The following is a 26,739-nucleotide window of genomic DNA, read 5'->3' as shown; positions in this document are numbered from 1 at the left end:
ACCCCACCCCTCTACCCCGAGTAGTAGGCCCGCAGCCGCGCCCGCGCCCGGTCCGGGGCCCCGATGTGGTCCAGGCCGAGCAGTGCCGCGCCCAGCACCGGGGGCGCGGTCACCACCGACACGGTCGCCTTCGGCGCCCGGACGGCCAGCTGTGCGGTGATCCGGCCGTGCAGCCGCGGATGACGGGCCGCCAGGACGCCGCCGCCCAGTGCCACGGGCGCCTCCTCGCCGAGCAGCCCGAGGCGGTCCAGCGCGACCGTCGACAGGGCCACCACCTCGTCCGCGAGCCGGTCGACGATCGCCCGGGACACCGCGTCGCCGTCCTCGCTCGCCGCGAAGAGGACCGGTGTCAGTTCGTGCTTGCGCAGCGCCGGGATGCGTCGCAGGTGCAGCGCCTCGATCAACGCGTACATCGTGGGCAGTCCGAAGTGCTCCGGCAGGACGCGCGCCAGCTCCGTCGGTTCGCCGCGTCCGTCCTCGGCCCGCGCCGCGAACCACAGTGCCTCCTCCGCGAGAGCGGCGCCTCCGCCCCAGTCCCCGGAGATCGTGCCGACCGCCGGGAAGCGCGCCGTACGGCCGTCCGGCAGCAGCCCCACGCAGTTGATGCCCGCTCCGCACACGACGGCCACCCCTCGCGGCTCGTCGGTGCCGGCGCGCAGGACGGCGAAGGTGTCGTTGCGCGCCGCCGACGTGCGACCCCAGGAACGGGCCCGCAGGGTGGCGGCCAGCTCTTCCTCCTCGACCGGCAGATCGGCGCCCGCGAGACAGGCCGAGACGTGTTCGGTGTGAGGGGCGCCCGACTGTACGAGGGCGTGCTCCACCGTCGCGCCGAGTGCGTCGAACGCCGCGGCGACACCGGTCGCCTGCGGCTGGAAACCGCCCCCGCGGGCCGTGGCCAGTACCGATCCGTCCGCCCCGATCACCGCCACGTGGGTCTTGCTGTTGCCCGCGTCGATGGCGAGGACGGCCGCGCTCACGCCCATGCGAGGTACTCCCGGTTGTGGGCGATGAGCCGGTCCGTGAGCGCGTCGGCGTACTCGTACTGGCCGACGAGCGGATGCGCGAGCAGGGCTGTGAAGACCCTCTCCCGGCCGCCGCGCAGTGCCGCGTCCAGTGCGAGTTCCTCGTACGCGGCGACATGGCCGATCAACCCCGCGTACAGCGGGTCGGGTTCGCCTACGGGCAGCGGCGTCGCGCCGGCCGGGCCGACCGCGGCCGGTACCTCGATCACCATGTCGTCGGGGAGGAACGGCAGGGTGCCGTTGTTCCGTGTGTTCACCACCTGGTACCGGCTGCCCGCCTTCCGGTGTGCGGCGCTGCCCGCGGGCCCCCCGCCCGTCCCGCCCAGCAGGGCCGCGGCCAGGTCGACGGCCGCCTCCGAGTAGTACGCCCCGCCCCGCTCGGCCAGCAGGGCCGGCTTCTCGTCGAGTGCGGGGTCGCCGTACATCTCCAGCAGCCGCTGCTCCATGGCCGCCACCTCGGCGGCCCGTGACGGCTTGGTCCGCAGCTCCTGGACGACCGCGTCGTGCGCGTAGAAGTAGCGCAGGTAGTACGAGGGGACGACGCCCAGCCGGTCCAGGATCCGGCGTGGCAGCCGCAGATCGCCGGCGAGGGCGTCACCGTGCTCGGCCAGCAGCTTCGGCAGGACGTCCTCGCCCCCGGGACCGCCGAGGCGCACCCCCGTCTCCCAGGTGAGGTGGTTGAGGCCGATGTGGTCCAGATGCACCTCGCCCGGGGCCACACCCAGCAGCCCCGCGAACTTCCGCTGGAAACCGATCGCGACATTGCACAGCCCGACCGCTTTGTGACCGGCCCGGAGCAGTGCGCGGGTCACGATGCCCACCGGATTGGTGAAGTCGATGATCCAGGCGTCCGGTGCGGCGCGCCGCACCCGCTCCGCGATGTCCAGTACCACCGGGACCGTACGCAGGGCCTTGGCCAGCCCGCCCGCGCCCGTGGTCTCCTGGCCGACGCAGCCGCACTCCAGCGGCCAGGTCTCGTCCTGCCCTCGTGCGGCCTGTCCGCCGACGCGGAGCTGGAGCAGCACGGCGTCGGCACCGGCCACCCCGCCGTCGAGGTCACCGGTGGTCGTGACGACCGCGGGATGCCCCTGCCTGGCGAGGATCCGGCGGGCCAGCCCGCCGACCAGTTCCAGCCGCTCGGCCGCCGGGTCGACGAGAACGAGCTCACCGACCGGCAGCACGTCCCTGAGGCGGGCGAAACCGTCGATCAGTTCGGGGGTGTAGGTGGAACCGCCACCCACCACGGCGAGCTTCATGCGTCCGCTCCCTTCACTCCGGTGAGGGTGACGGTGCCCGGTCCTCCCGGCCCTCCAAACGGACCACCCCCGCGGCAACCGCATCGTCGCCGCGGGGGTGGTCCGAAGAACCGGGAGCTATTTCGTCAGCGGGGCCGACGGGGTGATCGGCGACGCCGCCACGGACTGCGGAGAGGTCGCCGACGAGTACGCGGACGGGGCCGACACACCCGCGGTCGGGTCCTTCACCGGCTGCTCGTCGTCGGCCTGCGGCGGTACGCCGCCCACGATCCGGATCCCCGCCTCGTCGAAGGCGCGCTTGATCCGCCAGCGCAGTTCCCGCTCCACGCCCAGCGCCTTGCCCGGCATGGTCTTCACGGAGACCGAGACCGTCATGCGGTCCAGCAGCACCTCGGTCAGGCCCAGCACCTCGACGGGGCCCCAGAGCCGCTCGTTCCAGGGCTCTGCCTTGGTCATTCCCGCCGCGGCGTCCTCGATGACCTTGCGAACGGAGTCCAGGTCCTCGCTCGGCCGCACGTTCACATCGACGGACGCGGTGGCCCAGCCCTGGCTGAGGTTGCCGATGCGCTTGACCTCGCCGTTGCGGACGTACCAGATCTCCCCGTTGTCCCCGCGCAGCTTGGTCACCCGCAGACCGACCTCGATCACCTCGCCGGAGGCCACACCCGCGTCGACGGTGTCGCCGACGCCGTACTGGTCCTCGAGGATCATGAACACGCCGGACAGGAAGTCGGTGACCAGGTTCCGGGCACCGAAGCCCAGGGCCACACCCGCGACACCCGCCGAGGCGAGCAGCGGAGCCAGATCGATGTTCAGCGCGCCGAGGACCATCAGTCCCGCCGTGCCGAGGATCAGGAACGACGCCACCGACCTGAGCACCGAGCCGATCGCCTCGGAGCGCTGGCGGCGGCGCTCGGCGTTCACGAGCAGGCCGCCCAGTGCCGTGCCCTCCACCGCCTGCACACTGCGGTTCATCCGCTCGATCAGCTTGGTGAGCGCCCTGCGGACGGCTATCCGCAGCAGCACCGCGATCACCACGATCAGCAGGATGCGCAGTCCGACGGCCAGCCAGGTGGACCAGTTCTGCTCTACCCACCCGGCGGCGTTGTTGGCCCGCTCCGCGGCCTCGTCGAAGGTGACGGGCGGCGATGACGGATCGGCGGCCAGGGACACGGCTGATACCTCCAGGACTTGCGGCGGTTTCCCCACACTAACGGGGGATGTGCCGTGACCCGGGCGTTATCTGCGGGGGAGAGACAAGGGTCACTCAGGGACGTTCCGGGCACGCCCCGGAGCCGGGATGTGGCCGACGGCACAGAAAATCGTCCCGCCCCGTTACAAGGACGTAGTGGCGCTACGACCAGGCAGGAGGAGAGACTGAGTACAGATCGTCCCGGCGCGAGCCACGCGTCGCCGGCGTACAAGGAGGCATCCGTGCCGCATGTCCTGGTCCTCAACGCGTCGTACGAGCCCCTCGGCGTCGTACCGCTCCGCCGCGCGCTCGTCCTCGTCCTCGAGAACAAGGCCATCTGCCTCGAGGAGTCCGGCGCCTTCATGCACAGCGCAACCCGAGTGATCCCCGCGCCCAGCGTGGTGAGGCTCAAGCGCTTTGTGCGGGTCCCCTACCGGGGGCCCGTTCCACTGACCCGGCGCGCGCTGTTCGCACGCGACGGTGGCCGCTGCATGTACTGCGGTGGCATCGCAACCAGCGTCGACCACGTCATTCCGCGCAGTCGCGGCGGTCAGCACGTCTGGGACAACGTGGTGGCCGCCTGCCGCCGCTGCAACCACGTCAAAGCCGACCGGCACCTGCGTGAGCTGGGCTGGCGGCTGCGGCACCAGCCCGCTCCGCCGAGCGGACTAGCCTGGCGCATCATCGGCACGGGCCATAGGGACCCGCGCTGGCTGCCCTACCTGCAGCCGTACGGCGCGGACGATGTGATGGCCCGGATCGACGGCGTCTCAGCCTGACGGATCCGGGCCTTCGTGTTGCCCCGGGCGGTCTCGCGTGGTGCGGGCGGCGTGATCCGGCGGAGTGGCCCGCACGCCACGCCACGCCACGGTCTGCGGCCGCGTCGGGCGCCGGCCGCCCTGCGGCGCCCCCGTTCCGCCCGGCCCGCCGTCCCCCGCGGTGGGCAGCCCCGGGCCCGGAGGCGAGCCCCCGCAACCCCGTGGCGAGAGGGCCAATGCGGCGGCCGCTCGTGTCCCCTTCGGCGGTCGGCGCGCGGCGACTGCTCAACTCCCTTGCGTGAAGCAGAATGTGACGCGGAACACGTTGATATCAGGCGTACGTCTGCCGCCGTGCCCGCTGGGTAGGGCTGCACTGAACCGTTGCCCACCTCGAGGAGGCCACCCGTGGCCACTTACGCACCGCTTCTGCCCACCCCCCTGTCCAAACAGGTGCCCGGCCCGCTCACGAGCGAGCCTCCGCTGTCCGGCACCGCGCCGCTGACCAGTGAGCCCCCGCTCACCGTCGCCCCGCCCCTGACCAGTGAGCCCCCGCTCACCGTCGCCGCACCCCTCACCAGCGAACCCACCGCCCCCGGCCCGGCCGGCGGCTCGGAGTCCCCAGGAGTCTGAATGGGCCTGGCCCGCCTGGCCGCGTTACACGGTGTCGCCACCTCTCACTCTCCGTCCCCCGGCGTCACCGTCCCGGTCCCCGAGGCCACGGTGGTCTCGGTCCTCGCCGCGCTGGGCGTCGAGGCCTCCACACCGGAAGCGGTGCGGGCCGCGCTCGCCGCGGCCGACGCCGCCGCCGCGGACCGGGTGCTTCCCACGACGGTGGTGCACTGGCGCGGCGGCTCGGGGCCGCCGGTCACGCCCCCGCCGGGCGCGCTGGTGCGGGTGCGGCTGGAGGACGGTGGCATCCGGGAGTGGCGGACCCGGCCGGCCGGCGGCGCGCGCCCGGACGAGCCCGGCACGGACTGCCCGTGGGCCCGGCTGCCCCTCGGGGTGCACGACCTGGAGGTCAGCGGGACGGACGGCGGCACGGCCCGGGCCGGCCTCGTCGTCGCTCCCGACTTGCTGGCCCGGCCACGGGAGCGTACGCACGGATTCCTGGTGCAGCTCTACTCCCTGCTGTCCGGACGTTCCTGGGGCATGGGCGACCTCGGGGACCTCGCGGAGCTCGCCGCCTGGGCGGGCCGCTCGCTGGGAGCCGGATTCGTCCAGGTGAATCCGCTGCACGCGGCGGTGCCGGGAGCGCCGACCGACCCCTCCCCCTACCGCCCGAGTTCCCGCCGCTTCCCCGATCCCGTGCATCTGCGCATCGAGGACATCCCGGAATGCGCGTACGTCACCGGCCAGGACCGCGTCCGGCTCGACGAGCTGGTCGGGAAGGCGGCCGGACTGCGCGCCTCCGTGCTGGACAAGGGCGCGCTGATCGACCGTGACGCCGTGTGGGCGCTCAAGCTCGAGGCGCTGGAGCTGGTCCTGCGCGTCCCGCTGGGTCCCGGGAGGCGCGCCGCGTACTGCGATTTCCTGGCCGCACAGGGCCAGGCGCTGGACGACCACGCCACCTGGTGCGCGCTGGCGGAGGTGTACGGCTCCGACTGGCACGCGTGGCCCCCGGGTCTGCGCGACCCCCGCTCCACCCAGACGGCGAGGGCCCGCGGCGAGCTCATGGACCGGGTCGACTTCCACTGCCGGCTCGCCTGGCTGACCGACGAGCAGCTGGCCGCCGCCTCCCGTGCCGCCCTGGACGCGGGCATGTCCGTCGGGGTCGTCCACGATCTGGCCGTGGGCGTCCACCCGGGCGGTGCGGACGCCTGGGCGCAGCAGGACGTGTTCGCCGGGGGGATGTCGGTCGGCGCGCCCCCGGACGCCTTCAACGCCCGGGGCCAGGACTGGGGCCTGCCCCCCTGGCGGCCCGACGCACTCGCGGCCTCGGGCTACGCCCCGTACCGCGGTCTGCTGCGGGGGCTGCTGCGCCATGCGGGCGCCCTGCGGCTCGACCACGTCATGGGGCTGTTCCGGCTCTGGTGGGTGCCCGCCGGCGCCGAACCGACGGACGGCACCTACGTCCGCTACGACGCCGAGGCGATGCTCGCCGTGCTGGTGCTCGAGGCCCATCGGGCGGGCGCCGTCGTCATAGGGGAGGATCTCGGCACGGTCGAGGCGGGTGTCCGGGAGACCCTCGCACGCCGAGGGATCCTCGGGACGTCCGTGCTGTGGTTCGAGCGCGACTGGGCCGGGTCGGGCCGTCCCCTGCCGCCGGAAGGCTGGCGGGAGGGCTGTGTGGCCACGGCGACCACCCATGACCTGCCGTCCACTGCCGCCCGTCTCACCGGCGGGCACGTGGCGCTGCGCCACCGGCTGGGGCTGCTCGCACGTCCGCTGGAGCAGGAGCGCAGGGAGGACTCGGCGGAGGTCGCCGAGTGGCTGGCGTATCTGACCAGGCTCGGACTGCTGCCGGAGGGGAGACTCGACGAGGAGGGCGAGGTCCGCGCGGTCTACCGTTTTCTGCGGCGCACGCCCGCCCGCATGGTGGGCATCTGGCTGCCGGACGCCGTGGGCGACCGCAGACCGCAGAATCTGCCCGGCACCTGGGACCAGTACCCGAACTGGCGGCTGCCCGTCGCCGACGCGGAGGGCCACCCGCTGACGCTCGAGGCACTGTCGGCCTCGCCCCGGCTGCACGCGCTGATGGAGGTGTTCCGGTCAGGGGGTCCCGAGGGCGCCGGATCCCGTACGGGCACCCCGGGCGCGCGGCGCGCATAGTGGTTCGCTACGTTTGCACCGTGGACAAGAAGAACACCCTGCGCGCCGGCGCCGTGGCGGCCGGTACGACGCTGATGATGCTGCTGATGTCGTCCCCCGCGCTCGCGCTGACCCGCGACGACGGTGACGACCCGGGTCCCGGCCTGAGCGTGGTCGAGACGGTCGGCCTGTACGTGGTCCTGCCGATCGTGCTGTTCCTGGTGATCGCCGGCCTGGTGATGGTGCTCGACAAGTCCGACAGGCCCCGCAAGCAGGCCTGACGCACCACAGACAGCCATGTGTGAGGGCGCCGGACGGAAGTACTCCGTCCGGCGCCCTCACCCGTTCCGGCCGCAGGTCGCCCGGCCGGCTCCGCCCCGCCCCGGGCGGACCTGAGGGTCAGAGCCCTCCGGTGAACAGCAGCCGGTTGGGCGAGCCCGGCGAGAGGTTCGGGATCACCTTCGGGGTGGCCTCTCTGACGAGCCAGTCGGCGACGCTCTTGGGACCGGCCTCCGGGTGGGCGCCACGGAAGAGCGCGGCCGCGCCCGCCACGTGCGGCGCGGCCATCGAGGTGCCGCTCATCGTGGTGATGCCGCCGCCCCGCAGTGCGGAGACGATCTCACTGCCGGGAGCGTAGAGATCCAGGCAGGTGCCGTAGTTGCTGAAGTCCGCCTCGTGGTCCGTACGGTCGGTCGCGCCGACCGTGACGGCGCGGGGCGTGCTCGCGGGCGAGGTGCGGCAGGCGTCGTCGGCGGAGTTGCCCGCCGCGAAGACGGGCAGGACGCCGCTCCGGTAGACCGAGTCGGCTGCGCTGTTCACGGACGGCGACCTGGCACCGCCCAGCGAGGCCGTCAGCACGGCGGGCCGGTGGGCGTTGCGGGCCACCCAGTCGAAGCCGGCGATGATCCCGGACCAGGCGCCGAAGCCGTTGCAGTCGAGGACGCGGATGCTCACCAGGGTGGCCTGCGGTGCGACCCCGTAGGTCGCACCGCCCGCCGTGCCCGCCACATGGGTGCCGTGACCGTCGCAGTCCTGGCCCCGGCGGCCGTCTCCGACCGAGTCGAATCCGAACACGGCCCGTCCGCCGAACTCGCTGTGCGCGTAGTCGATCCCGGTGTCGACGACGTAGACGGTGGCGCCCTTGCCGGTGGCGGTGGTGCGGAACTGGCCGTCCAGGGGGAGTGCGCGCTGGTCGGCGCGGTCGAGCCCCCAGCTCGAGGCCGCCACCGACCCGCGCCGCGCGGTGCCGGCGGCCCGTTGCGGTTCCCCGCGGTGGACGGACACCCTCGAGTCCTCCTCCACCGCCGCCACTCCGGGCACCAGCCGTACCGCGGCCAGCTGGCTCGCGCTCAGCCGTGCGGAGAAGCCGTGCATGGCCCGGTCGTAGGTGTAGCGGGGCTTCACGCCGGCCCGGTGCGCGACGGCGGCGGGGTCGGTGCCGGCCTTCAGAGAGACGATGTAGCTCCCTCTGAGCGGCTCGTCCGCCCGGTGCAGGGGCGCGGGGCCGGGCTTCGGCTCGGCCCCGCGGTCCTGTGCGACGGCCGTGCCGGGGGCGGCCAGGACCAGGGCGGCGAGCAGAGCGGTGGAGGAGCGGCGCGCGAACAGTCGCATGGGTACTCCAATCCGAACGATGATCAGGTCATCGTTCTCTTCGACCTGGTCGCGCGGCTGCTTGAGCCCCTGTCGGCCGAACGCCTGCCAGCGGTGGCCGATCGCCCGGGATGCGGGTATGGCGCCACCGCGGGACCGCCTCGGCCTGGTGGTGGCCGGACGGAGGGCCCGGTCGAAGCCACCGCGCCTTCCGTGTCCCCGGCTTCGCCGGGCCGCGGTGCGCAGGGATCGCAGACGGCCGCATCGGAGTGAGCTCGATCACAACAGTGCCAATTCTTGACGTAGTTGCGTCGCTTGTTAAGACAATCTCACATGCACCAGGCGGGATCCGCTGCAGGGAACCCGGCCCCTCGGCCAACTCCCCTGCCCTGCAACGCGGTTCACCGACCCCCCTGCACCAAGTGAAAGGCACCTGAATGACCATGCACAGCGCTCTGCGGAACGGCGGCCGTTTACTGGCCGCGGCCGCGGTCGTCTGCGCCCTGGCGGCGGCGAACACGGCCCCGGCGGCGGCCGAGGAGCAGCCGGCACGTGAGCAGCTGAAGGCGGACTGCGCCTCGGGCGAGGGCAAGTGCTCCTTCAACTCGCCCGTGCTCGGGAAGGCCTACCTCGGGAAGTTCCGCCAGGTCTCCGACTCGCTCTTCAACTGCAGCAGCTCGTCCGCCACCCAGTCCATGACCTGGAGTGACGCGGTGGGTTCCACGGACTCGCTGGGTGTCTCGGTGACCGCGGGCGGCAAGATAGCCGGCATCGTGGACCTCAGTGTGACGGCGACCTACAGCCGCAGCTGGTCGAGCGAGCACTCGGAGAGCAGCACGCTCGACATGACCGTGAAGCCCGGTGAGGTCGGCTGGATATCGCGGGCCCAGGTGATGCAGAAGGTCTCCGGCACCTGGCAGACCCACTACGACAGCCCCAAGTGGGGGCACTACTACTGGTTCTTCGACGACACCGTCACCGGCCCGGCCGCGAACGGCACGGAGGGGAAGAACAACGCCGTGGTCGTGAAGAGCCGCAAGATGACCGCGGCCGAGAAGAAGTCGTGCGGCGACGGCAGCCGGGCGGGTAAGGCCTTCGTCCGCCGGTACTGACACACGGTCGCGCGCACCGGTTCCATGCGCGGGTCCCTGCCTTCCGCGCGGTGCGGCAGGGACCCGTGAGGGCCACGCTCGTACGGGAACCCGCTACAGCCGGGCGGTCAGCGGCTGGTCCGGTGCCGCGGTGCCGTTCCGCACGGTGCCGGGCACGAGCTTCCACCACCAGGCGATCGCGGGGATGCCGAGTGGCTCGTGGCTGTCGTCGGTCGGGATGTCCGTGAAGTCCGACGGCATGTTCGCCGGGTCCTCGGGGGTGGTGTAGCGCACCGAACTGATGCCCCAGTCCTGGGCGCCGCGTATGAAGCACGCCAGGCTGTACAGGTACTGGCGCAGCTGCGGGCTGCCCTGCTCGGCCAGCTGCTCGCTCAGCCGCATGAACAGCGTCATCACACGGTCCCGCTGGCTGATGGCCAGGTCCAGGGCTTCACCCGGGGTGAGGCCGTGCTCCTGCTCCAGCACCCGCAGGGCGTTGAGGTAGTAGGCCTTGCTGTTGCGCTCCTTGTGGTACGAGAAGATGTCGTTGTCCCACGTGATGATGAAGGACGCCATCTCCGCCGCCGCGCGTACCGCGGTGTGGTCCCGCTCATGGGGCTGGAGTTCGTAGCCGTGGCCCATCTCCAGCATCGGGAGCACGACGGACGTCGCCCCGTCGTAGAGGCGCATCAGCGTGTAGTCGTTCAGGCCCGGAACGGTGCCCGCGCGGCGGTGCGCCGCCTCCCACACCACCGAGAAGAAGTATTCGCGCAGGGCGTCCACCCAGCGCGCCGCCTGGCCGGCGGTGCCGTACCGGTCGATCCTCAGCCGCAGATCGCGCAGGCCGACGGCCAGCGGATCTTCGTCCATCATCGACGTCTCGGGGTTCTGTGCGACACGGATCAACCGGTGGAGCATCCCGGCCAGTTCACCGGGCCGGTGACCGAGCTCGCCCTCCTCGCAGTGACCGTCGTCCACGCCGAACAGCCACAGGACGAAGTCCGACAGGAGGGAGACGACCTCCTCGCGGCCTTCCGGCAGGATCCGGGCGCAGAACGTGCCGATGTCGTGTCTGACGAGCTTGCCCCGCAGCTCCTCGGAGCCGATGCGGAAGGTCTCCGCCCAGGCGGCGGTCTGCACATCGATGTCGGCGTGGTTCGGGTGGATCGCCGGGGCGATGGGAGAGAAGATCGGGGGAACTATCAGCTCGGGCCCCACGTCGGCCTTCCTCTCAGTCAAAACGGTGCATGAGGGGTCGTCATCTCAGTTGTCACACGGAGCACTTGCTCACCAGTAGTGATCAACAATTGCGCATCGTACTCAGCTGCGAGGCTGGAACCAATAGGGCGTCTTTCGGCCATCTCTGATCGCCATGTGTCCGCAACTGCCTGGGAAATACGCCAAGTCTGATGAAAGCCGGGTGGCGATCCGGACAGCCCGGATGATCCGGACAGGCCGGATGCGACCGCGGGAGGGGTGGCCGGACGGCGATCGAGGCAAGAAGGACCGGCCGGGTACGGGGCCCTGACGGGCCCGCGGTACCGGCTGCGCAGGGCGGGCGCCGAAGGGCGCAGCGCCTCACGAGTGCGCCCGGTCCGCCGCGTCCGGAACCCGGGGCAGCGGACCGGGAAGTGTCAGGAAGCCTGGGTCATGGCCAGCGACTGGAGGTAGCGCATCAGCGCCATCAGGACGTCCCGGCTGGACTCACGCAGCCGTGCGTCACAGGCAACGATGGGCACCGAGTCCGGCAGATCCAGTGCCCCCCGAAGCTCTTCCAGCGGATAACCGGGCGCGTTCGGGAAGGAGTTGACGGCCACGACGAACGGTACGCCCCGCTCCTCCAGCCGGCCGATGACGTCGAAACTGACCTCGAGACGCCGGGTGTCCACCAGGACGACCGCGCCCAGCGCACCTTCGAACAGGCCGCGCCACAGGAACCAGAAGCGCTCCTGGCCGGGGGTGCCGAAGAGGTACAGCACCAGTTCGTCGTTGATGCTGATCCGGCCGAAGTCCATCGCGACGGTCGTCGAGGTCTTGCTGCCGATGCCCTCGGTGTCGTCGATGCCGACACCCGCCTGGGTCATCGTCTCCTCGGTGGTCAGCGGACGTATCTCGCTGACCGATCCGACCAGGGTCGTCTTGCCCACGCCGAATCCGCCCACGACCACCACCTTGACGGCGGCGGCGGCCGTCGCCGGCAGCACGTCCTCGCTCCGTGGCCCGGCGGTCCGCGCAGGCTGCTCAGAGCTTCTGAAGTCCATCGATCACTGCCTCAATCAACGCGCGGTCGGGGAGTCGGGCGGGGGGAACGGGCGCACGGGCGATCACCCGGCTGTCGGCGAGCAGATCGCCGAGCAGGATGGTGACGACGCTGACCGGCAGGCTCGTGTAGGCGGAGATCTCGGCCACCGACAACGGCGCCTGGCACAGCTCGATGATCGCCGTGTGCTCCGGCGGCATACCGGGCTTGGGCTGTGACCTGGCCACGATCAGTGTGACCAGGTCGAGCGAGACGGGGGCGGACGAGGTACTGCGGCCGCCCGTGATCACGTAGAGCCGTTCGGGACTCTCCTCTTCCCAGCCGCCACCGCCCGGGTGGCTCACCTGGCCAGCCCTCCGCCGGCGACATCGCCCGGATAACTGCCGGCGAGCCGCGGCGGACTCGTCAGGTGCTCGCCGATCCTCAGCACCAGGTCCCGCATCCGCTGTCCCATCAGCCCCGCGTCCACACCCTCGTCCGCGAGGACCGCGAGGAACGCGCCCGCGCCGGCGGCCATCAGATAGAAGAAGCCGCCGTCCATCTCGATGACGACGAGCCGCATCCGCCCTTCGCTGTAGGGGAGTTCGGCGGCCACCGCACCCGCGAGGGACTGCAGCCCCGCACAGGCGGCGGCGAGCCGGTCGGCGGTGTCGGTGTCGGTGCCGTACTGGGCCATGCGCAGACCGTCGGCGGAGAGTACGACCACGTGCCTGGTCTGCGGTACTCCCTCCGCGAGGTCCTTGAGCATCCAGTCCATATTGGCCTGCTGCTGAATCATGGCTGCGTGTTCCCCTTGCTGGCGTCGGTGGACTCGCCGGAGAGACCGCTCTGGAAGGCGGCCAGCCACATTCCGGGCTGCACCTGAGGTGTGGGCTCTTGGTCGGGAGCCGAGATGGGTGTGGGAGCCGGTTGTGAGGCGGATGCGGAACCCGTCGCGGGCGCCGAGAGCCGCCTGCGGCGGCGCTGTGGCAGACCGCCCGCCGACCGCTCGGTCACCACGGGGATGTCGTCCGGCGGCACCGGTCCGGTCATCGGGCGCGATTCACGATACGGATCGTGGTGAGACTGCTCGTAGCGAGGCTGTTGGTGAGATTCGTGGCGTGGCTCATGGAGCGGGTCGTGGAGCGGGTCGCGGCGTGGTTCGTGACGTGGCTGGTGACGTGGTTCGTGGCGTGGGTCATGGCGTGGGTCATGGCGTGGGTCATGAGACGACTCCTGACGCTGCGCGGGAACGGCGGGAGTGGTCGGGAGCGTGGCGCGGGGCCTGGACGACGCTCCGATGCCGTGCGCGATACCGGTCGCGGACGCGGCGGTGGTGATCAGTTCCTGCGGGACGATGATGACCGCGCGGACACCGCCGTACGCGGAGGAACGCAGGGAGACCTGGAAGCCGTACGCCTGGGCGAGCCGGCCGACCACGGCGAGGCCCAGCCGCGGCGTCTCCCCGAGGTCGGTGAGGTCGATGCCCTGCTGGGCCTGCTGCAGCATGCGCTCGGCCCGCCGACGGGCCTCCTCGCTCATGCTGACGCCGCCGTCCTCGATCTCGACCGCGATGCCCGACTGGACGTCGACGGCGGTCAGATGGACCTTGGTCTGCGGCGGTGAGTAGCGCGTCGCGTTGTCGAGGAGCTCGGCCAGCGCATGGATCAGCGGCTCGACGGCGGGGCCCGTGACCGCCACCTCGGAGACGGAGTGCAACTCGACCCGCTGGTAGTCGATGATCCGCGACATGGCGCCGCGCATCACGCTGTAGAGCGGCACGGCGCGGCCCCACTGGCGTCCCGGGCGTGCGCCACCGAGCACGGCGATCGAGTCGGCCAGCCGCCCGATGAGCGCGGTGCCGTGGTCCAGCCGGAGCAGATCGCCGAAGACCTGGGGCGTGCTGCCGTGCCGGTCCTCCATCTCCCGCAGTTCCTGGGCCTGCTGGTGGACGATGGCCTGGACACGCCGGGCGATGTTCACGAAGGCGCGCTGCGCGGAGTCACGCAGCTCCTCCTCCGCGACGACCGCGTCGACGACGGTCCTCACGACGCCGTGGTGCGCCTCCGGGGCGTGGACCGATGCCAGCACCTCCTCCGGGAACTCTCCCGTGCGCAGCCGCTCCACGACGTCCGGGAGCAGTGCCCCCGCGAGGTGCGAGGTCTCGGCCGCGTGGTACGCCAGGACGCCGTCGCGTTCCTCGACGGTGCGGCGAAGCGCGTCGATGGCCTTGCCCCGGCGGGAGATCTCCGCGCCGAGTGCGGCGACCACGACCGTGGCGACGGCACCGACGACTGCGACGGGGACACGGGCCGCAGCGACGACCAGCGGCACCGCGACGGCGGTGACGACGGCTGTCAGAGCGGCGGGCAGCAGCCACCCGAGAGGGGCCGCAGTACGCGGACTGCCACTCCCGGGCGACGATTCCTCACGGACCATCAGCACCCTCAAAACGATTCGAACGGGAACGATCACATGGCAACGGTGAGGGAGCATAGTCGTTCAGAAGCAGGCTTGTTGACATCGGGTCACACTTCAGACACCACGTGGGTTACCGCCGGTCGCGTACGACGAAGGGCGCCCCGGACCGAAACGGTCCGGAACGCCCTTCGCGGTGTGGCACCCGGCGGCTCAGCCCAGCAGGTCAGGCCGCTGCGGCATCCGCTTCCCGGGCCTTCAGAGCCCGTTCGACGCCTGCTCGGGACTCCGAAACAAGCCGCCGCAGCGCCGCATTCGGACCGGCTGAATCCAGCCATTCATCGGTCGCATCGAGCGTCGCCCGGGACACCTGGAGCGAGGGATACAGGCCAACCGCGACCTGCTGAGCCAGCTCGTGCGAGCGGGACTCCCACACGTCCTTCACCACCGTGAAGAACTTCTCCGAGTACGGAGCGAGCAGCTCACGCTGATCCGTCTGGACGAAGCCGCCGATGACCGCTTCCTGTACCGCGTTCGGCAGCGTGCCCGACTCGACGACGGAAGCCCACGCCTCCGCCTTCGCCTCCGGCGTCGGACGTGCCGCACGCGCCGTCGCCGCGTGGCGCTCGCCGGCGGCCGTCCTGTCGCGCTCGAGCTCGCCCGCGATCTCCTCCTCGTCGAAGACCCCGGTCGCCGCGAGACGCTCCACGAACGCCCAGCGCAGCTCGGTGTCCACGACCAGACCCTCGATCGTCTCGCGGTCCTCCAGCAGCGCCTGCAGCAGATCGAGCTGCTGCGGGGTGCGCGCGGTCGCCGCGAACGCCCGGGCCCACGCCAGCTGGTGGTCGCTGCCGGGCTCTGCCGCACGCAGATGCGCCAGCGTCGCGTCCGTCCACTGCGTCAGGCCCGCGTCGCGCCACTCGGGCGAGGCGTACAGGTCGATCGCCACCTTCACCTGGCGGTGCAGCGACTGGACGACGCCGATGTCCGACTCCTTGGCGATGCCCGACAGCACCAGCGACAGATAGTCGCGGGTGGCGAGCTCGCCGTCGCGGGTCATGTCCCAGGCCGACGCCCAGCACAGCGCACGCGGCAGCGACTCGGCGAAGTCGCCCAGGTGCTCGGTGACGGTCTTCAGCGACTCGTCGTCCAGACGCACCTTGGCGTACGACAGGTCGTCGTCGTTCAGCAGCACGACCGCGGGTCGCCGCTTGCCCACCAGCTCGGGTACGGCCGTGAGCTCGCCGTCGACGTCCAGCTCGACGCGCTCGGTGCGCACCAGCTTCCCGGCCCCGTCCAGGTCGTAGAAGCCGACGGCGATCCGGTGCGGGCGCAGCACCGCATCGCCCTTGGCACCGGCAGGCAGCGCCGGAGCCTCCTGCTTGACGGCGAAGGAGGTGATGGCACCGGACGCGTCCGTGTCGATCACCGGGCGCAGGACGTTGATCCCCGCGGTCTCGAGCCACGCCTTCGACCAGGTCTTCAGATCCCGGCCGCTGGTCTCCTCCAGCGCGCCCAGCAGATCCGTGAGCCGGGTGTTGCCGAACGCGTGCTGCTTGAAGTACGCCTGCACGCCGCGGAAGAACTCGTCCATCCCGACGTACGCGACGAGCTGCTTGAGCACCGACGCGCCCTTGGCGTAGGTGATGCCGTCGAAGTTGACCAGGACATCGTCGAGATCGCGGATCTCGGCCATGATCGGGTGCGTGGACGGCAGCTGGTCCTGCCGGTACGCCCAGGTCTTCATCGAGTTCGCGAACGTGGTCCAGGCGTGCGGCCACCTGGAGCCCGGCGCGTAGGCCTGGCAGGCGATGGACGTGTAGGTGGCGAACGACTCGTTCAGCCACAGGTCGTTCCACCACTCCATGGTGACCAGATCGCCGAACCACATGTGCGCGAGCTCGTGCAGGATCGTCTCCGCCCGCACCTCGTACGCCGCGTCCGTCACCTTGGAGCGGAACACGTACTGGTCGCGGATGGTCACCGCACCGGCGTTCTCCATCGCGCCCGCGTTGAACTCCGGGACGAAGAGCTGGTCGTACTTGGCGAATGGGTAGGCGTAGTCGAACTTCTCCTGGAACCAGTCGAAGCCCTGCCGGGTGACCTCGAAGATCGCGTCCGCGTCCAGGTACTCGGCGAGCGAGGGACGGCAGTAGATGCCGAGGGGCACGCTCTGCCCGTCCTTCTCGTACGAGCTGTGCACCGAGTGGTACGGGCCGACAATCAGCGCCGTGATGTACGTGGAGATCCGCGGCGTCGGCTCGAAGTGCCAGACGTTGTCCTTCGGCTCCGGGGTCGGCGAGTTGGAGATCACGCTCCAGCCGTCGGGCGCCTTCACGGTGAACTGGAAGGTGGCCTTGAGGTCCGGCTGCTCGAAGGAGGCGAACACCCGGCGGGCGTCGGGCACCTCGAACTGGGTGTAGAGGTAGGCCTGGTTGTCGACGGGGTCGACGAACCGGTGCAGACCCTCGCCGGTGTTGGTGTACGCGCAGTCCGCGACGACCCTGAGCTCGTTCGGGCCCGCGTGCAGATGCGCCAGCGCGATCCGGGAGTCCCGGAAGACCGCGGCGACGTCCAGAGACTTGCCGTTCAGCACGACCTCGTGGACGGCCGGCGCGACAAGATCGATGAAGGTCTCCGCCCCGTCCCGCGCGGAGCCGAAGCGCACGGTGGTCACGGACCGGTAGGTGCCGCCCTCCTGCGCCCCGGTGAGATCGAGATCGATCTCGTACGAGTCAACGGTGAGCAGACGCGCTCGCTCTTGCGCCTCTTCACGGGTCAGGTTTGTGCCAGGCACCCGGTCATCTCCTCGGTATGTGACGTTTCCGGCCATCCTTCCACGGAGCAGGGCGCCGTTCACCCGAGTAACGCCACGGTGCCCGAGCGTGAGAACACGGCAAGCAGCCGGGGCGGCCCGTGCACGCGTACGTGCACGGACCGCCCCGGATCGGGAACGGGGTCAGGCCCCCAGCTCGGCCGCCACCAGCTCCGCGATCTGCACCGCGTTCAGCGCGGCGCCCTTGCGGAGATTGTCGCCGGAGAGGAAGAGGGCGAGGCCGTGGTCCACGGTCTCGTCCACCCGGATCCGGCCCACGTACGAGACGTCCTTGCCCGCCGCCTGCAGCGGGGTGGGGATCTCGGAGAGCTCGACGCCCTCCGCGTCCTTGAGCAGCTCGTAGGCGCGCTCGACGCTGACCGGACGGGCGAAGCGCGCGTTGACCTGGAGGGAGTGGCCGGAATAGACGGGAACCCGGACACAGGTGCCGGAGACCTTCAGCTCCGGGATCTCCAGGATCTTGCGGGACTCGTTGCGGAGCTTCTGCTCCTCGTCGGTCTCGAAGGAGCCGTCGTCCACGATGCTGCCGGCCAGCGGCAGCACGTTGTAGGCGATCGGGCGCTTGTAGACGCCCGGCTCGGGGAACGCGACGGCCTCGCCGTCGTACGCCAGCCGGTCGGCCTTCTCGGCGACCGCGCACGCCTGGTCGCGCAGCTCGGCGACGCCCGCGAGGCCCGAGCCCGACACGGCCTGGTAGGTCGTGGCGACCATGGCGACCAGACCGGCTTCCCGGTGCAGCGGCTTCAGCACGGGCATCGCGGCCATCGTCGTGCAGTTCGGGTTGGCGATGATGCCCTTGGGGCGGTCCTTGATCGCGTGCGGGTTGACCTCGGAGACCACGAGCGGCACCTCGGGGTCACGTCGCCAGGCCGAGGAGTTGTCGATCACGACGGCGCCGTGGGAGGCGACCTTCTCGGCGAGCGCCTTGGAGGTGGCGCCACCGGCCGAGAAGAGCACGATGTCCAGGCCGGTGTAGTCCGCGGTGGTGGCGTCCTCGACGGTGATGTCCCGGCCCTGCCACTCGATCGTGGAGCCCGCAGACCTGGCCGAGGCGAACAGCCGGAGCTCGTCGACCGGGAACTTCCGCTCGGCGAGGATCTTGCGCATGACCGTGCCGACCTGCCCGGTGGCTCCGACGATTCCGACCTTCACGGGACTCCTCCGTACCTTGTGCGGCCTGCGTGGCCGGTCCGGCCTGTGGCCTGGGTGTCTTCCATGATGCGTATGTCCCCGGCCGACTTGTCCAATCCATTGTCCGAGGGGCGGGACGCATGCTCCTGCTCACACGACGAAAGGGCGGGCGCCCCACGGACGCCCGCCCTCCGAGTGCTGTAGGTCACACCCGGTTCACATCGTTACGGAGTGACCTTCTCGATCACGACGCTGCCGCTGCCCGCGGCGGTTCCGCGGGCGTTCAGCAGCTGCACCTCGCCGAAGAACTGCCGGCCCTCGGGCGCCGCGCTGCCCACCACGACCTCGGCGGCGACCTGCGCCGACGCACCGTTGGCGAGCTTCACGGACTGGGCCTCGTCGACCTTGACCGTGCCGAGGGAGGACGCGAAGTACGCGTCCCGGTAGTCGTACGCGGTGCTGCCGCTGGGAACGGAGTAGCCGACGACCTTGATCGTGTACGTACCGGCGGCGGGCTTGGACAGGCTGACCGCCTCCTCCGAGTCGCCGTCCGCGGACGTGCCGACCTGCTTGTCGCCCAGCCAGACCTCCAGGTCGAGGTCGGCTGCGGTGTCGGAGACACCGCCGATGGCGACGTCGAGACGCTCGACACCCTCACCGACGGTGACGGTGCTCTCCTGCGTCGCGTGGTTGGCGATCGTCGGACGGGTCACCTTCGCCGAGCCCAGCGAGCCGCCCTTCAGCTTGCCCTCGAGGGCGGCGAAGCCGTTGGACACCTTCCAGTCGACCTTGGCCGGGGTGCCGACCTTGGCCTCGGGGAGGGTCTTCACGGCCGGGTCGAACGCCGCGCCGAGCACCGAGACGTCCAGCCGGTACGGGTTGTCCAGCAGCGGGGACGTACGGCGGGACTCGACCTCGATCTCCCAGACACCCGGCTGCGGGTCGGCGTACGACCGCAGGTCGGGGCGGCAGGTGTTGGCCGGGTTGGTGTAGTTCGGGTAGCAGTTGATCGTGGCGCTGTCCTCGACGCCCACACCGTACGGGTGGATCGAGATGAAGCGGGTCTGGCTCTTGTCCTTCAGCCCGCCGAGCGCGACCTCGAGGGTCTTGGCACCCTCGGGAACGGTCACGAAGTACGACTTGTGGCTGTTGCGCTGCACGGAGCCGGACGCGGAGTACGCGAAGCCCGGCTTGGCCAGCTGCTGGGAGACCACGACCGTGCTGAGGATCTGGCGGTCCACGCCCTCGGTACGGACGTCGTCCAGCTCGAGGATGGCGCTGTGCACACCGGCGGTGCGGGGCTTCGCGTCGACCTTGATCGTGACCGGCTTGTCCAGCGGCAGCATGACGGAGCCGGTACCCGGCAGGTCGAAGGTGCCGTCGTTGTACTTCCAGTCCAGCTCGTGCCGGATCGGACGGTCCGGACCGGTGGTCCGGGTGACGGTGATCGAGTACGACTTCTTCTGGCCGGTCTTGAGGCCGCCCTCACGGTCGTACAGACCGGTGCCGAAGCCCGGGGTCTTCAGGAACTGGTCGATCGCGGTGTCGACCGGAGCCTTCACGGCGTACTCGTGGGCGGTCGCACCGGCCCTGACGGCCTCCCAGGCACCCGGGATGTCGATCAGGCCGGAGCCCTGCTCGTGCGCCGCCATACCGCTGATCCGCTTGGCGGTGCTGGTCAGCGCCGTGCGCAGCTCCGCCGGAGCCAGGTCGATCTTGCGCTGCTTGGCCGCGGAGAGCAGCAGCGCGCTCGCGCCCGCCGCCTGCGGCGAGGACATCGAGGTGCCCTGGAGCATCCCGTAACCGGCCGGCAGCTTGTATCCGGCCTCGGCGACCGGGGCGCCCGGCAGCCAGGTCTGGATGGTGTTGATCGAGGCGCCGGGGGCGGTGATGGTCGGGGTGAAGCCGCCGTCCTCACGCGGACCGCGCGAGGAGAACGGGAACATGGCGTACGCCTTGTCCACGACCGAGCCGTAGTTCGCGGCCCAGGTCTCCTTGGAGACCGCGGCGCCGACGGAGATCACCTTGTCGGCCAGACCGGGGTCGCCGATGGTGTTGATTCCGGGACCCTCGTTGCCCGCCGAGATGACCAGCTGCACGCCGTACTCGTCGATGAGCCGGGTGTAGAGCTCCGCACGGGCGTTGTTGCCGTCGTTGAGCGCCGGCAGACCGCCGATGGACATGTTGACGATGTCCACACCGCGGTTGATGACCAGGTCGGCCATGCCCTCGGTCAGCGCCACGTTGGTGCAGCCGCCGCTCCAGGAGCAGGCACGGGACGAGACCAGCTTGGCGCCGGGCGCCGCGCCGTTCATCTTCCCGCCGAACAGGCCGTTGGCGGAGGTGATGCCCGCGACGTGGGTGCCGTGCTCGGACTCGATGATGCCGACGTTGACGAAGTCGGCCTTCTTGCCGACCCAGTCGCCGCCCAGCGGGTCCATGGGCACGTCCTTGCGGATCTCGATCACGAACGGGATCCGCTCGGCGACGTCGGTCGCCGCGTTGTCCGTGCCGAAGTACCCGATCTGGTAGCCGTCCTTGTACGGCTTCATCGGGGCGTTGTTGGTGAAGTCGCCGTCCTGGTCGGTGTCGACGCGGACGGTGCCCGCGGCCGGGTCGTAGAGCAGCCCGAACCGGTCGGTGGTGTCGCCGTCGCGGTTGACGTCGCCCTTCATGTCACCGTTGGCGGTGATCGACTCGGTGAACCGGCTGAACTGGTACGAGCCGGCCGGCGCCTTCCACGTGCTGCCGGCGCTGGTGAACACCGGGCCGGCGACCGGGGCGATCTGGGGGCGCCAGGTCCCGTCGTTGTCCGTGATCGGGTCCGTGGCGGTCACCCAGTCGACGATCTTGCGCTCGCCGGTGCTGGTCTTCTGCAGCGCCGGGTGCCCGAGGTCGACGCCCGAGTCCATGATGCCGATGGTCACACCGCGGCCGTCGTACTTCGGGTGGTCCTGGACGAACTTCACCGCGCCCGTCTCGAAGGACGGGTTGTACGGGTTCTTCGCGGGCGTCTTGGCGTCCGGGGCCGGGTAGCTGCCGGCGGTCCCGGCCTTGCCGCTCGCCTTGGCGTTCGGCGAGGTGGCGATCCCGCCCGGCCGGTCGCCCGCGGGCGTCGGGTCGTCCAGCTTGATCTCGTGCTTGAGATCGATGCCGTGGACGCTGGGGAGCTTGGTGGCCGCCTTGATCGCGGCCTCCGCCCTGCCGGTGGGCACGGTGGCGCGGACGTAGCCGAGCTTGTCGTAGACCTTGCCGACCGAGGCGCCCTGAACGGCGTCGAGCTGGGCGGCGACCTGCTCGGTCTGGCCGGGCGCGGTGGCGACCATCAGGGTGACGGTCTTCTCGCCCTTGGCCTCGGCCTTCTCGAGGAGGTCGGCGTCGGCCGCCCCCAGTTTGTCGGAGCCCGCGGACTTCACGGGGGCGGAGCCGACCGGGTCGTCGGCCGTCGCCGCGAAGGCGGGCACGACGCCGGTGGTGACCAGCGCGGCCACGAGGCCGGCCGCCGCTGCCACACGGGCCGCGCGTCTCGGCCCGGATATGGAGCTCTGGGAATCGGGGGTCATCTACATCCCTGTTTGTGAAAGAGAGGGTCCGGATTTCGGTACCGGATGACCGCTCAGCCTTTCGCAAGAGACAGGGGTTTGTGGAGAGTTGGCGGAGGAGGGAAGGGTCCATGGCATACATCCGCCACTGGCGTGACGCGCGCCGAGGGGACGAACGTCCTGATACCCGGCATTCGGGAAGTCGGGTTTCTAGGGTGCGCAAGGGTTGACCCGGGGGATTCCCGATCAGTGGTGCCGGTCCCGCCGGGGCTCCTGGAATCGGCCCCGCCATGTGCTCCGATACGCGGTTCGGCCGGTAATCAGCTCTCGCGGGTGCGCGCGTAATGCCGGGACGCCTTCGCGCGGTTGCCGCACAGCGCCATGGAGCACCAGCGGCGGGTGCCGTTCCGCGAAGTGTCGAAGAAGTGCAGGATGCAGGCGTCATGGGCGCAGGCACGGATCCGGTCGGGCGCGGTGCGCAGCAGCTCCAGATAGTCCCGCGCGGCGATCCAGCCCGGGCCCCAGGCCGGATCGTCGAACTCCGCCCGCTCGCCTGGCCCTTCGGCGGTGAGCGTCGCCCGGATCCGCCCGTGGTCCAGCACGGCGTCGACCCGGGCCGCCGCGGCGGCGTCCCCGGGGGAGTCGACGGCCGCGGCCAGCGCGTCACGGGCGGCGAGGGTCTTCTCCAGTGTGGCGCGGTCCGCGCGGAAGCGGCCGTCGAGGCCGTTGCCGGCCAGCCAGATGCGCAGACCGCCGTCCGAGACGAGCAGGTCCTGCTCGGCGTCCTCCTGCATCCACCGGGTGTTGAGCAGGTCCAGAGAGACGGGTTCGCCGGTGAGCGGACGCGGATCGGGGGCAACGGCGGACGCGGTCATGGAGGGCTCCCAGTCTCGACTAACCCGTCAAGGGTACGTGAGCGGTTGACCTTCCTCTGATTAACCCCTAAATTCCACTTAGAAGGTTAGTTGCTTCCGGTTGTGCCTCGGCCTCCCGGCCTGCGACTTCTTCCGGACGACCGGTTTTCGTGCACCCGCACGGCGCCACCCCGCCTCGCCTCGCAGCAAGGAGCCCGACCCGTGCCCAGTGCGGCCCTGCCCCTGCCCCGTCCCCGCCCCCGTACCGTCCTCGCCGCCACGGCCGTCAGCGTGCTCGCCCTGCTCGCCGTCGCCGCCGCCGGACTCCTGGTGGGCCGCCCCATGCTGATCCCGCCGCTCGCCGCCAGCATGGCGCTCGTCGCGGGCGCCCCCGACCTTCCGCTCGCCCAGCCGCGCAGTGTCATCGGCGGCCAGCTGCTCTCCGCGCTCACCGGCTTCCTCGTGCTGGCGGTCGCGGGGCCGGGTGTGTGGGGAGCGGCCGTCGCGGGCGGGCTCGCGCTCGGCGTGATGCTGGCCGCGCGCACCCCGCACTCGCCGGCCGCCGCGACCGCCGTCATCGTGGCCCTGCAGTCGCCGCCCGCCCTCCCGTTCCTCGGCCTGCTGGCGGTGGCCTGTGTGCTGCTCGTCGCGGTGGGCGTGCTGGGGTCCCGGGCGACGGGGCGTACGTACCCGGCGTACTGGTACTGAGAGTGCGGCCTCAGTGCCCGGCGGTGGCGAAACCGCCCTCGCCGGGCACGGCCGTCCTTGCGGGTGGTTGCCGTCAGCCGAAGCAGCTCGGGACGGGGGCGGGGCTGCCCTCACAGTTGGTCGGCACGTTGTCGATGATCCTCACCTTGCCGTAGGTGTTGACCGTGCCGCCGCCGTTGTGGACACCACCGGCGGGTGCGTCGGCGATGTTCCCGGTCACCTTCGTGTCGGTGAGGTTGAGGTCGCCGCCGTCGATGTTGATGCCGGCTCCCACGCGATCGTCGCCGGGAGCCTGGTTCTCGTAGATCTTCGAGTCGCGGATCGAGACGAGGGCGCTCGCGTCGGTGAACATGTCGACGCCACCGCCGTCCTGCGTGACGGCGGTGTTGCCGTAGATCTTGCTGCCCTCGATCACCGCGGAGTCGAAGAGTTCGAGGCCGCCGCCGTCGAACTGCGCGATGTTGTAGGCGATCTTGCTGTCGCGCACGACGAGCGAGTCTTCGGAGTGGTAGATGCCGCCGCCGAAGTCGGCTCTGTTGTAATCGATCTTGCTGTCCTCGACCTCGGTCGTGCCGCTGCTGTTGAAGATGCCGCCACCCAAGCGGACGTGGTTGTAGCGGACCAGGCTCTTCTTGACCGTGGTCGTCCCGGTGTCGTTGTAGAGGGTGCCGAAGCCGTCACTGGGGTCGCCGATGTTGCCGGCGATCTTGGAGTCGGTGATCTCGACCTTCCCGTTGATGTTGTAGACGGCGCTGCCGTCCTCGCCGGTGTTCCGGGTGATGGCGCTGTGGCGAATGGTGAGGATGCCGGCGTTGTAGATGGCACCACCGTCCGAGTTGGCAAGATCTGCGGTGTTGCGCGTGAGGGTGACACGGTCGAGGTCGAGACGGCCCGCCGCGTCCACCTTGATTCCGGCCCCCTGACCGTCCGAACCGATCTTGCCGCGCGTGAGGGTGAGGTGACTGAGCTTCAGGTCGCCACCGGATCCGACCTCGAAGATGCGGAAGGTGTCCCCGTTGGCGGCGCGCTGGATGGTGGCGCCGTTGCCGTGGATGGTGATCGGCTGGATGATCTTCGGGAGGCCGTTGTCGTCCTGATTGGCGGTCAGGGTGTAGGTGCAGTCCTTCGCCAGGACCAGCTCTCCGCCGCTGTCCTCGTTCAGGTCGACGAGGTTGGCGATCAGATCGTTCGGGTCGCACTCCACATGGATCGCGTCATCGGAGTGGTGACCACCGTACTTGTCACCGTCCCGACCGGCCTTGTCGCCGTGCTTGCCGCCCTTGTCGTGGCTGTCCTCGTCGCCCTCGTCGCCCTTGCCGCTCTTGCCGTCCGCGAGTGCGGTGGCTTGGGCCCTGGCTGCGGTCTCCCGGTGGCTGACCGCGACGAAGGTGGTGGTGGCCGCCACCGTGGCGAAACCCGCCGCCGCGAGAACGGCCAGCTTCCAGTGCTGGCTCAGCATCGCCGTCATCGGCCGGCGCGGTTCAACCGCACCCGCGTCGGCGCCTGTGTCCTGCTCTTCAGACATACGACGTAGCTCTCCTCTGCGTGACAAGCCGTCAGGCACCCGGATCCCAAAGGGGGTGAAAGTACGTCATATCAAAACACATGAAAAGCCAAAAATAGGACAATACACTTCCGGTGTTTCCTGGTGTCGGCACCACCGTCACCGTGCCCGGACGCGGGGCCGGTGAGATCGCCCGGACAGGGCCTAAGGTCGTGCCATGAGCCGGACGATGAGGGTGGCGGCCTACGCCGTCTGCGTACAGGACGGGCGGATGCTGCTCGCCCGCTGGGTGGCACGCGACGGCACGAGGCGCTGGACCCTGCCCGGAGGCGGGATGGACCACGGCGAGGACCCGGCCGACACCGTCGTGCGCGAGGTGGCCGAGGAAACCGGCTACACGGCCGAGGCGGCCGCACTGCTCGGCATCGACTCGATGCGTGAGCGCCGCCCGCGCGGACTCGCCGGCGAGTCCGACTTCCACAGCCTGCGGATCGTCTACGAAGGACGGATCACCGGCGGGGAACTGCGCCCCGAGACGAACGGCTCCACCGATCTCGCGGCCTGGCACGAGCTGGAGGCGGTCCCGGACCTCGAGCGGGTCGGGCTCGTCGACATCGGGCTCGGGCTGTGGCGCGACCGGCCCCCCGCGGGCCGGGCCGCCGGGCCCCGTCCGGGCCGCGGCTGACACCCGCCCGGTCCCGGGTCCGCCCGGCCGCGCGACACGGCTTCAATGGGGGAGGGCGACGACATAGGCGGCCGGCTCCCGGTGCGGTGAGGCCATCAGCGCGGTACGGATCACCGACGCCTGCTGTGCGGGGGTGTCCCGGAGCCGCTTCGGCGAGACGTGCACCACCGTGATGCCGAGTCGCTCCAGATGCTCCCGCTTGCGGCTGTACTCGGGCCACTGCGGATCCGGGCCCGTCGGCTCGTCCTCGGGGCGGGACGGGCGCGGGGCGCGGGTGTCGAGCTCGAGGGCGACCGCCTGTTCGGGCCAGTAGGCGTCGACGCTGCCGAGGTGAGGGCCGCCGGGCAGCCGCAGATCGACGTTCCAGAGCGGGTCGGGCAGCCCGTAGAGATGGACCAGTTCGTACAGCCGGTCCTCCGCCAGTGCCCGCCCTTCGGCGAGCAGCGAGTCCACGGCATCCACCAGATGGGGCCGCGACAGCAGCCGGGCACGGTTCAACTCCCGGACCACGGCCGCCGGTTCGCAGTGACCGCCACGGACCGCCTCGGTGAGCAGCCGGCGCACCACGGCCGCGTCGGACATACGGGCGACGGCGTCCGCGAGTGCCCGGGCGACCGGGGCGACGGGCAGCCCCGAGACGTCCTCGGGCCGCGGCGCCGACTGGGTGCGGATCAGCCGTGCGCAGCCCGCCGACCGCAGCCGCCGGGTGCGCGGCACCAGCACATCGATCCGTTCGAGGGACGGCAGCGGCGGGGCGGAGGCGAACCGGTGCAGCGCGAGCGCGGCAAGCCCGGTGATCATGGCTTCCCCCGCCCCCTCGGCACGGTCGGCGTACAGCAGCACGGCGTGCAGCCGCTCCTCGCTGGTGGGCTCCCCGGGGTGCAGGACGTACACACCGGGCAGCAGCTGCTGCCACGGCCCCCCGGGCCTGCACCGTTCGGCGGCGCGGGCCGCGGGCACACCGTGCTCCCGCAGCTGCGCGACGGTCAGCACGCGGCTCCGTGCGTCGGAGCGTTGGCTCAAGGGGCGAGGAGAAAGAGGGGTGTTGGGGTTCATGATGCGCCAATTCCCTTGCCGCGCCCAGCTCCTAACCGCTGTTACACGCTCGTCGACAATTCCGGACAACACCGCCCTAAAGTACGGGAGTTCGAATGCCGATCAGGTG

At 70.9% G+C, this 26,739-nt stretch carries 22 protein-coding genes; 7 read left to right on the top strand and 15 right to left on the bottom strand.

Annotated elements, in window-relative coordinates; translation table 11 throughout:
* Window positions 1-11: 11 nt before the first annotated feature.
* The 3 genes from ACTWOL_RS12995 to ACTWOL_RS12985 all read right to left on the bottom strand — a co-directional run bounded on the left by ACTWOL_RS12995 (window position 12) and on the right by ACTWOL_RS12985 (window position 3,451).
* Entirely contained in the window at window positions 12-983 is a 972-nt protein-coding gene (locus ACTWOL_RS12995; protein ID WP_474296822.1) for an N-acetylglucosamine kinase, read from the bottom strand.
* Window positions 974-2,278 (bottom strand): 6-phospho-beta-glucosidase, encoded by a 1,305-nt coding sequence (locus ACTWOL_RS12990; protein WP_474296821.1) that lies wholly within the window; start codon window positions 2,276-2,278, stop codon window positions 974-976. Before ACTWOL_RS12990 ends, ACTWOL_RS12995 begins: the two co-directional genes overlap by 10 nt.
* A gap of 117 nt (window positions 2,279-2,395) precedes the next feature.
* A complete protein-coding gene (locus ACTWOL_RS12985) occupies window positions 2,396-3,451 on the bottom strand; it encodes a mechanosensitive ion channel family protein (protein ID WP_474296820.1) in 1,056 nt (351 codons plus the stop codon).
* Window positions 3,452-3,712: 261 nt separating this feature from the next.
* Between ACTWOL_RS12985 and ACTWOL_RS12980 the strand changes: the two genes are divergently transcribed.
* The 4 genes from ACTWOL_RS12980 (at window position 3,713) to ACTWOL_RS12965 (ending at window position 7,257) form a co-directional block, all read left to right on the top strand.
* Window positions 3,713-4,249: an HNH endonuclease gene (locus ACTWOL_RS12980; RefSeq protein ID WP_474296819.1), complete on the top strand. Its 537-nt coding sequence runs from the start codon at window positions 3,713-3,715 to the stop codon at window positions 4,247-4,249.
* A 384-nt stretch (window positions 4,250-4,633) separates the two neighbouring features.
* Window positions 4,634-4,858: a hypothetical protein gene (locus ACTWOL_RS12975; protein WP_474296818.1), complete on the top strand. Its 225-nt coding sequence runs from the start codon at window positions 4,634-4,636 to the stop codon at window positions 4,856-4,858.
* Window positions 4,859-6,997: a 4-alpha-glucanotransferase gene (gene malQ / locus ACTWOL_RS12970; RefSeq protein WP_474296817.1), complete on the top strand. Its 2,139-nt coding sequence runs from the start codon at window positions 4,859-4,861 to the stop codon at window positions 6,995-6,997.
* A 20-nt stretch (window positions 6,998-7,017) separates the two neighbouring features.
* Window positions 7,018-7,257, top strand: coding sequence for a hypothetical protein (locus tag ACTWOL_RS12965; protein ID WP_474296816.1), 240 nt, complete (start codon window positions 7,018-7,020; stop codon window positions 7,255-7,257).
* A 118-nt stretch (window positions 7,258-7,375) separates the two neighbouring features.
* Here the strand turns inward: ACTWOL_RS12965 and ACTWOL_RS12960 are convergent, their stop codons facing one another.
* Window positions 7,376-8,587, bottom strand: a complete 1,212-nt coding sequence (locus tag ACTWOL_RS12960) for a S8 family peptidase (protein ID WP_474296815.1) — start codon at window positions 8,585-8,587, stop codon at window positions 7,376-7,378.
* 416 nt (window positions 8,588-9,003) lie between these two features.
* Between ACTWOL_RS12960 and ACTWOL_RS12955 the strand changes: the two genes are divergently transcribed.
* Complete coding sequence (locus ACTWOL_RS12955; protein ID WP_474296814.1) at window positions 9,004-9,678, top strand: hypothetical protein; 675 nt, start codon at window positions 9,004-9,006, stop codon at window positions 9,676-9,678.
* Window positions 9,679-9,771: 93 nt separating this feature from the next.
* On the opposite strand, the gene ACTWOL_RS12950 is transcribed toward ACTWOL_RS12955, so the two are convergent.
* From ACTWOL_RS12950 to ACTWOL_RS12910, 9 genes are all read right to left on the bottom strand, one after another.
* Window positions 9,772-10,875, bottom strand: a complete 1,104-nt coding sequence (locus ACTWOL_RS12950; RefSeq protein WP_474296813.1) for a selina-4(15),7(11)-diene synthase — start codon at window positions 10,873-10,875, stop codon at window positions 9,772-9,774.
* 416 nt (window positions 10,876-11,291) lie between these two features.
* Entirely contained in the window at window positions 11,292-11,918 is a 627-nt protein-coding gene (locus tag ACTWOL_RS12945) for a GTP-binding protein (RefSeq protein ID WP_474296812.1), read from the bottom strand.
* Window positions 11,899-12,261: a DUF742 domain-containing protein gene (locus tag ACTWOL_RS12940; protein WP_474296811.1), complete on the bottom strand. Its 363-nt coding sequence runs from the start codon at window positions 12,259-12,261 to the stop codon at window positions 11,899-11,901. The genes ACTWOL_RS12945 and ACTWOL_RS12940 overlap by 20 nt, the downstream gene beginning before the upstream one ends.
* On the bottom strand, window positions 12,258-12,695 hold the full coding sequence (locus ACTWOL_RS12935; protein WP_474296810.1) for a roadblock/LC7 domain-containing protein: 438 nt from the start codon (window positions 12,693-12,695) through the stop codon (window positions 12,258-12,260). The genes ACTWOL_RS12940 and ACTWOL_RS12935 overlap by 4 nt, the downstream gene beginning before the upstream one ends.
* Window positions 12,692-14,335 (bottom strand): sensor histidine kinase, encoded by a 1,644-nt coding sequence (locus tag ACTWOL_RS12930; protein WP_474301151.1) that lies wholly within the window; start codon window positions 14,333-14,335, stop codon window positions 12,692-12,694. Before ACTWOL_RS12930 ends, ACTWOL_RS12935 begins: the two co-directional genes overlap by 4 nt.
* Before the next feature lie 205 nt (window positions 14,336-14,540).
* A complete protein-coding gene (pepN, locus tag ACTWOL_RS12925; protein ID WP_474296809.1) occupies window positions 14,541-17,147 on the bottom strand; it encodes an aminopeptidase N in 2,607 nt (868 codons plus the stop codon).
* Window positions 17,148-17,273: 126 nt separating this feature from the next.
* The gene (locus ACTWOL_RS12920) at window positions 17,274-18,302 is read right to left on the bottom strand and encodes an aspartate-semialdehyde dehydrogenase (protein WP_474296808.1); all 1,029 of its coding nucleotides are present in this window, start codon (window positions 18,300-18,302) and stop codon (window positions 17,274-17,276) included.
* Between the two features lie 203 nt (window positions 18,303-18,505).
* The gene (locus ACTWOL_RS12915) at window positions 18,506-21,844 is read right to left on the bottom strand and encodes a S8 family serine peptidase (protein WP_474296807.1); all 3,339 of its coding nucleotides are present in this window, start codon (window positions 21,842-21,844) and stop codon (window positions 18,506-18,508) included.
* 299 nt (window positions 21,845-22,143) lie between these two features.
* Window positions 22,144-22,698, bottom strand: coding sequence for a CGNR zinc finger domain-containing protein (locus tag ACTWOL_RS12910; protein ID WP_474296806.1), 555 nt, complete (start codon window positions 22,696-22,698; stop codon window positions 22,144-22,146).
* 201 nt (window positions 22,699-22,899) lie between these two features.
* Between ACTWOL_RS12910 and ACTWOL_RS12905 the strand changes: the two genes are divergently transcribed.
* A complete protein-coding gene (locus ACTWOL_RS12905) occupies window positions 22,900-23,385 on the top strand; it encodes an HPP family protein (RefSeq protein ID WP_474296805.1) in 486 nt (161 codons plus the stop codon).
* Between the two features lie 73 nt (window positions 23,386-23,458).
* Here ACTWOL_RS12905 and ACTWOL_RS12900 read toward each other — a convergent pair whose 3' ends face one another.
* The gene (locus ACTWOL_RS12900) at window positions 23,459-24,910 is read right to left on the bottom strand and encodes a right-handed parallel beta-helix repeat-containing protein (RefSeq protein ID WP_474296804.1); all 1,452 of its coding nucleotides are present in this window, start codon (window positions 24,908-24,910) and stop codon (window positions 23,459-23,461) included.
* A gap of 196 nt (window positions 24,911-25,106) precedes the next feature.
* On the opposite strand from ACTWOL_RS12900, the gene ACTWOL_RS12895 reads away from it, so the two are divergent.
* Entirely contained in the window at window positions 25,107-25,574 is a 468-nt protein-coding gene (locus ACTWOL_RS12895) for an NUDIX hydrolase (RefSeq protein ID WP_474296802.1), read from the top strand.
* 42 nt (window positions 25,575-25,616) lie between these two features.
* Here the strand turns inward: ACTWOL_RS12895 and ACTWOL_RS12890 are convergent, their stop codons facing one another.
* On the bottom strand, window positions 25,617-26,597 hold the full coding sequence (locus tag ACTWOL_RS12890) for a hypothetical protein (RefSeq protein WP_474296801.1): 981 nt from the start codon (window positions 26,595-26,597) through the stop codon (window positions 25,617-25,619).
* Window positions 26,598-26,739: the final 142 nt, after the last annotated feature.

It is taken from the genome of Micromonospora sp. IBHARD003 (assembly GCF_056106285.1).
This window is presented reverse-complemented; position numbering and strand designations above follow the sequence as displayed.

Bases quoted from the DNA above. Each gene is read 5' to 3' on its own strand.
- pepN (WP_474296809.1), bottom strand. From the start codon at position 17,147: ATGGCCGGAAACGTCACATACCGAGGAGATGACCGGGTGCCTGGCACA.
- ACTWOL_RS12900 (WP_474296804.1), bottom strand. From the start codon at position 24,910: ATGTCTGAAGAGCAGGACACAGGCGCCGACGCGGGTGCGGTTGAACCG.
- malQ (WP_474296817.1), top strand. From the start codon at position 4,859: ATGGGCCTGGCCCGCCTGGCCGCGTTACACGGTGTCGCCACCTCTCAC.
- ACTWOL_RS12935 (WP_474296810.1), bottom strand. From the start codon at position 12,695: ATGATTCAGCAGCAGGCCAATATGGACTGGATGCTCAAGGACCTCGCG.
- ACTWOL_RS12915 (WP_474296807.1), bottom strand. From the start codon at position 21,844: ATGACCCCCGATTCCCAGAGCTCCATATCCGGGCCGAGACGCGCGGCC.
- ACTWOL_RS12945 (WP_474296812.1), bottom strand. From the start codon at position 11,918: ATGGACTTCAGAAGCTCTGAGCAGCCTGCGCGGACCGCCGGGCCACGG.
- ACTWOL_RS12910 (WP_474296806.1), bottom strand. From the start codon at position 22,698: ATGACCGCGTCCGCCGTTGCCCCCGATCCGCGTCCGCTCACCGGCGAA.
- ACTWOL_RS12960 (WP_474296815.1), bottom strand. From the start codon at position 8,587: ATGCGACTGTTCGCGCGCCGCTCCTCCACCGCTCTGCTCGCCGCCCTG.
- ACTWOL_RS12990 (WP_474296821.1), bottom strand. From the start codon at position 2,278: ATGAAGCTCGCCGTGGTGGGTGGCGGTTCCACCTACACCCCCGAACTG.
- ACTWOL_RS12930 (WP_474301151.1), bottom strand. From the start codon at position 14,335: ATGGTCCGTGAGGAATCGTCGCCCGGGAGTGGCAGTCCGCGTACTGCG.
- ACTWOL_RS12955 (WP_474296814.1), top strand. From the start codon at position 9,004: ATGACCATGCACAGCGCTCTGCGGAACGGCGGCCGTTTACTGGCCGCG.
- ACTWOL_RS12995 (WP_474296822.1), bottom strand. From the start codon at position 983: ATGGGCGTGAGCGCGGCCGTCCTCGCCATCGACGCGGGCAACAGCAAG.
- ACTWOL_RS12895 (WP_474296802.1), top strand. From the start codon at position 25,107: ATGAGCCGGACGATGAGGGTGGCGGCCTACGCCGTCTGCGTACAGGAC.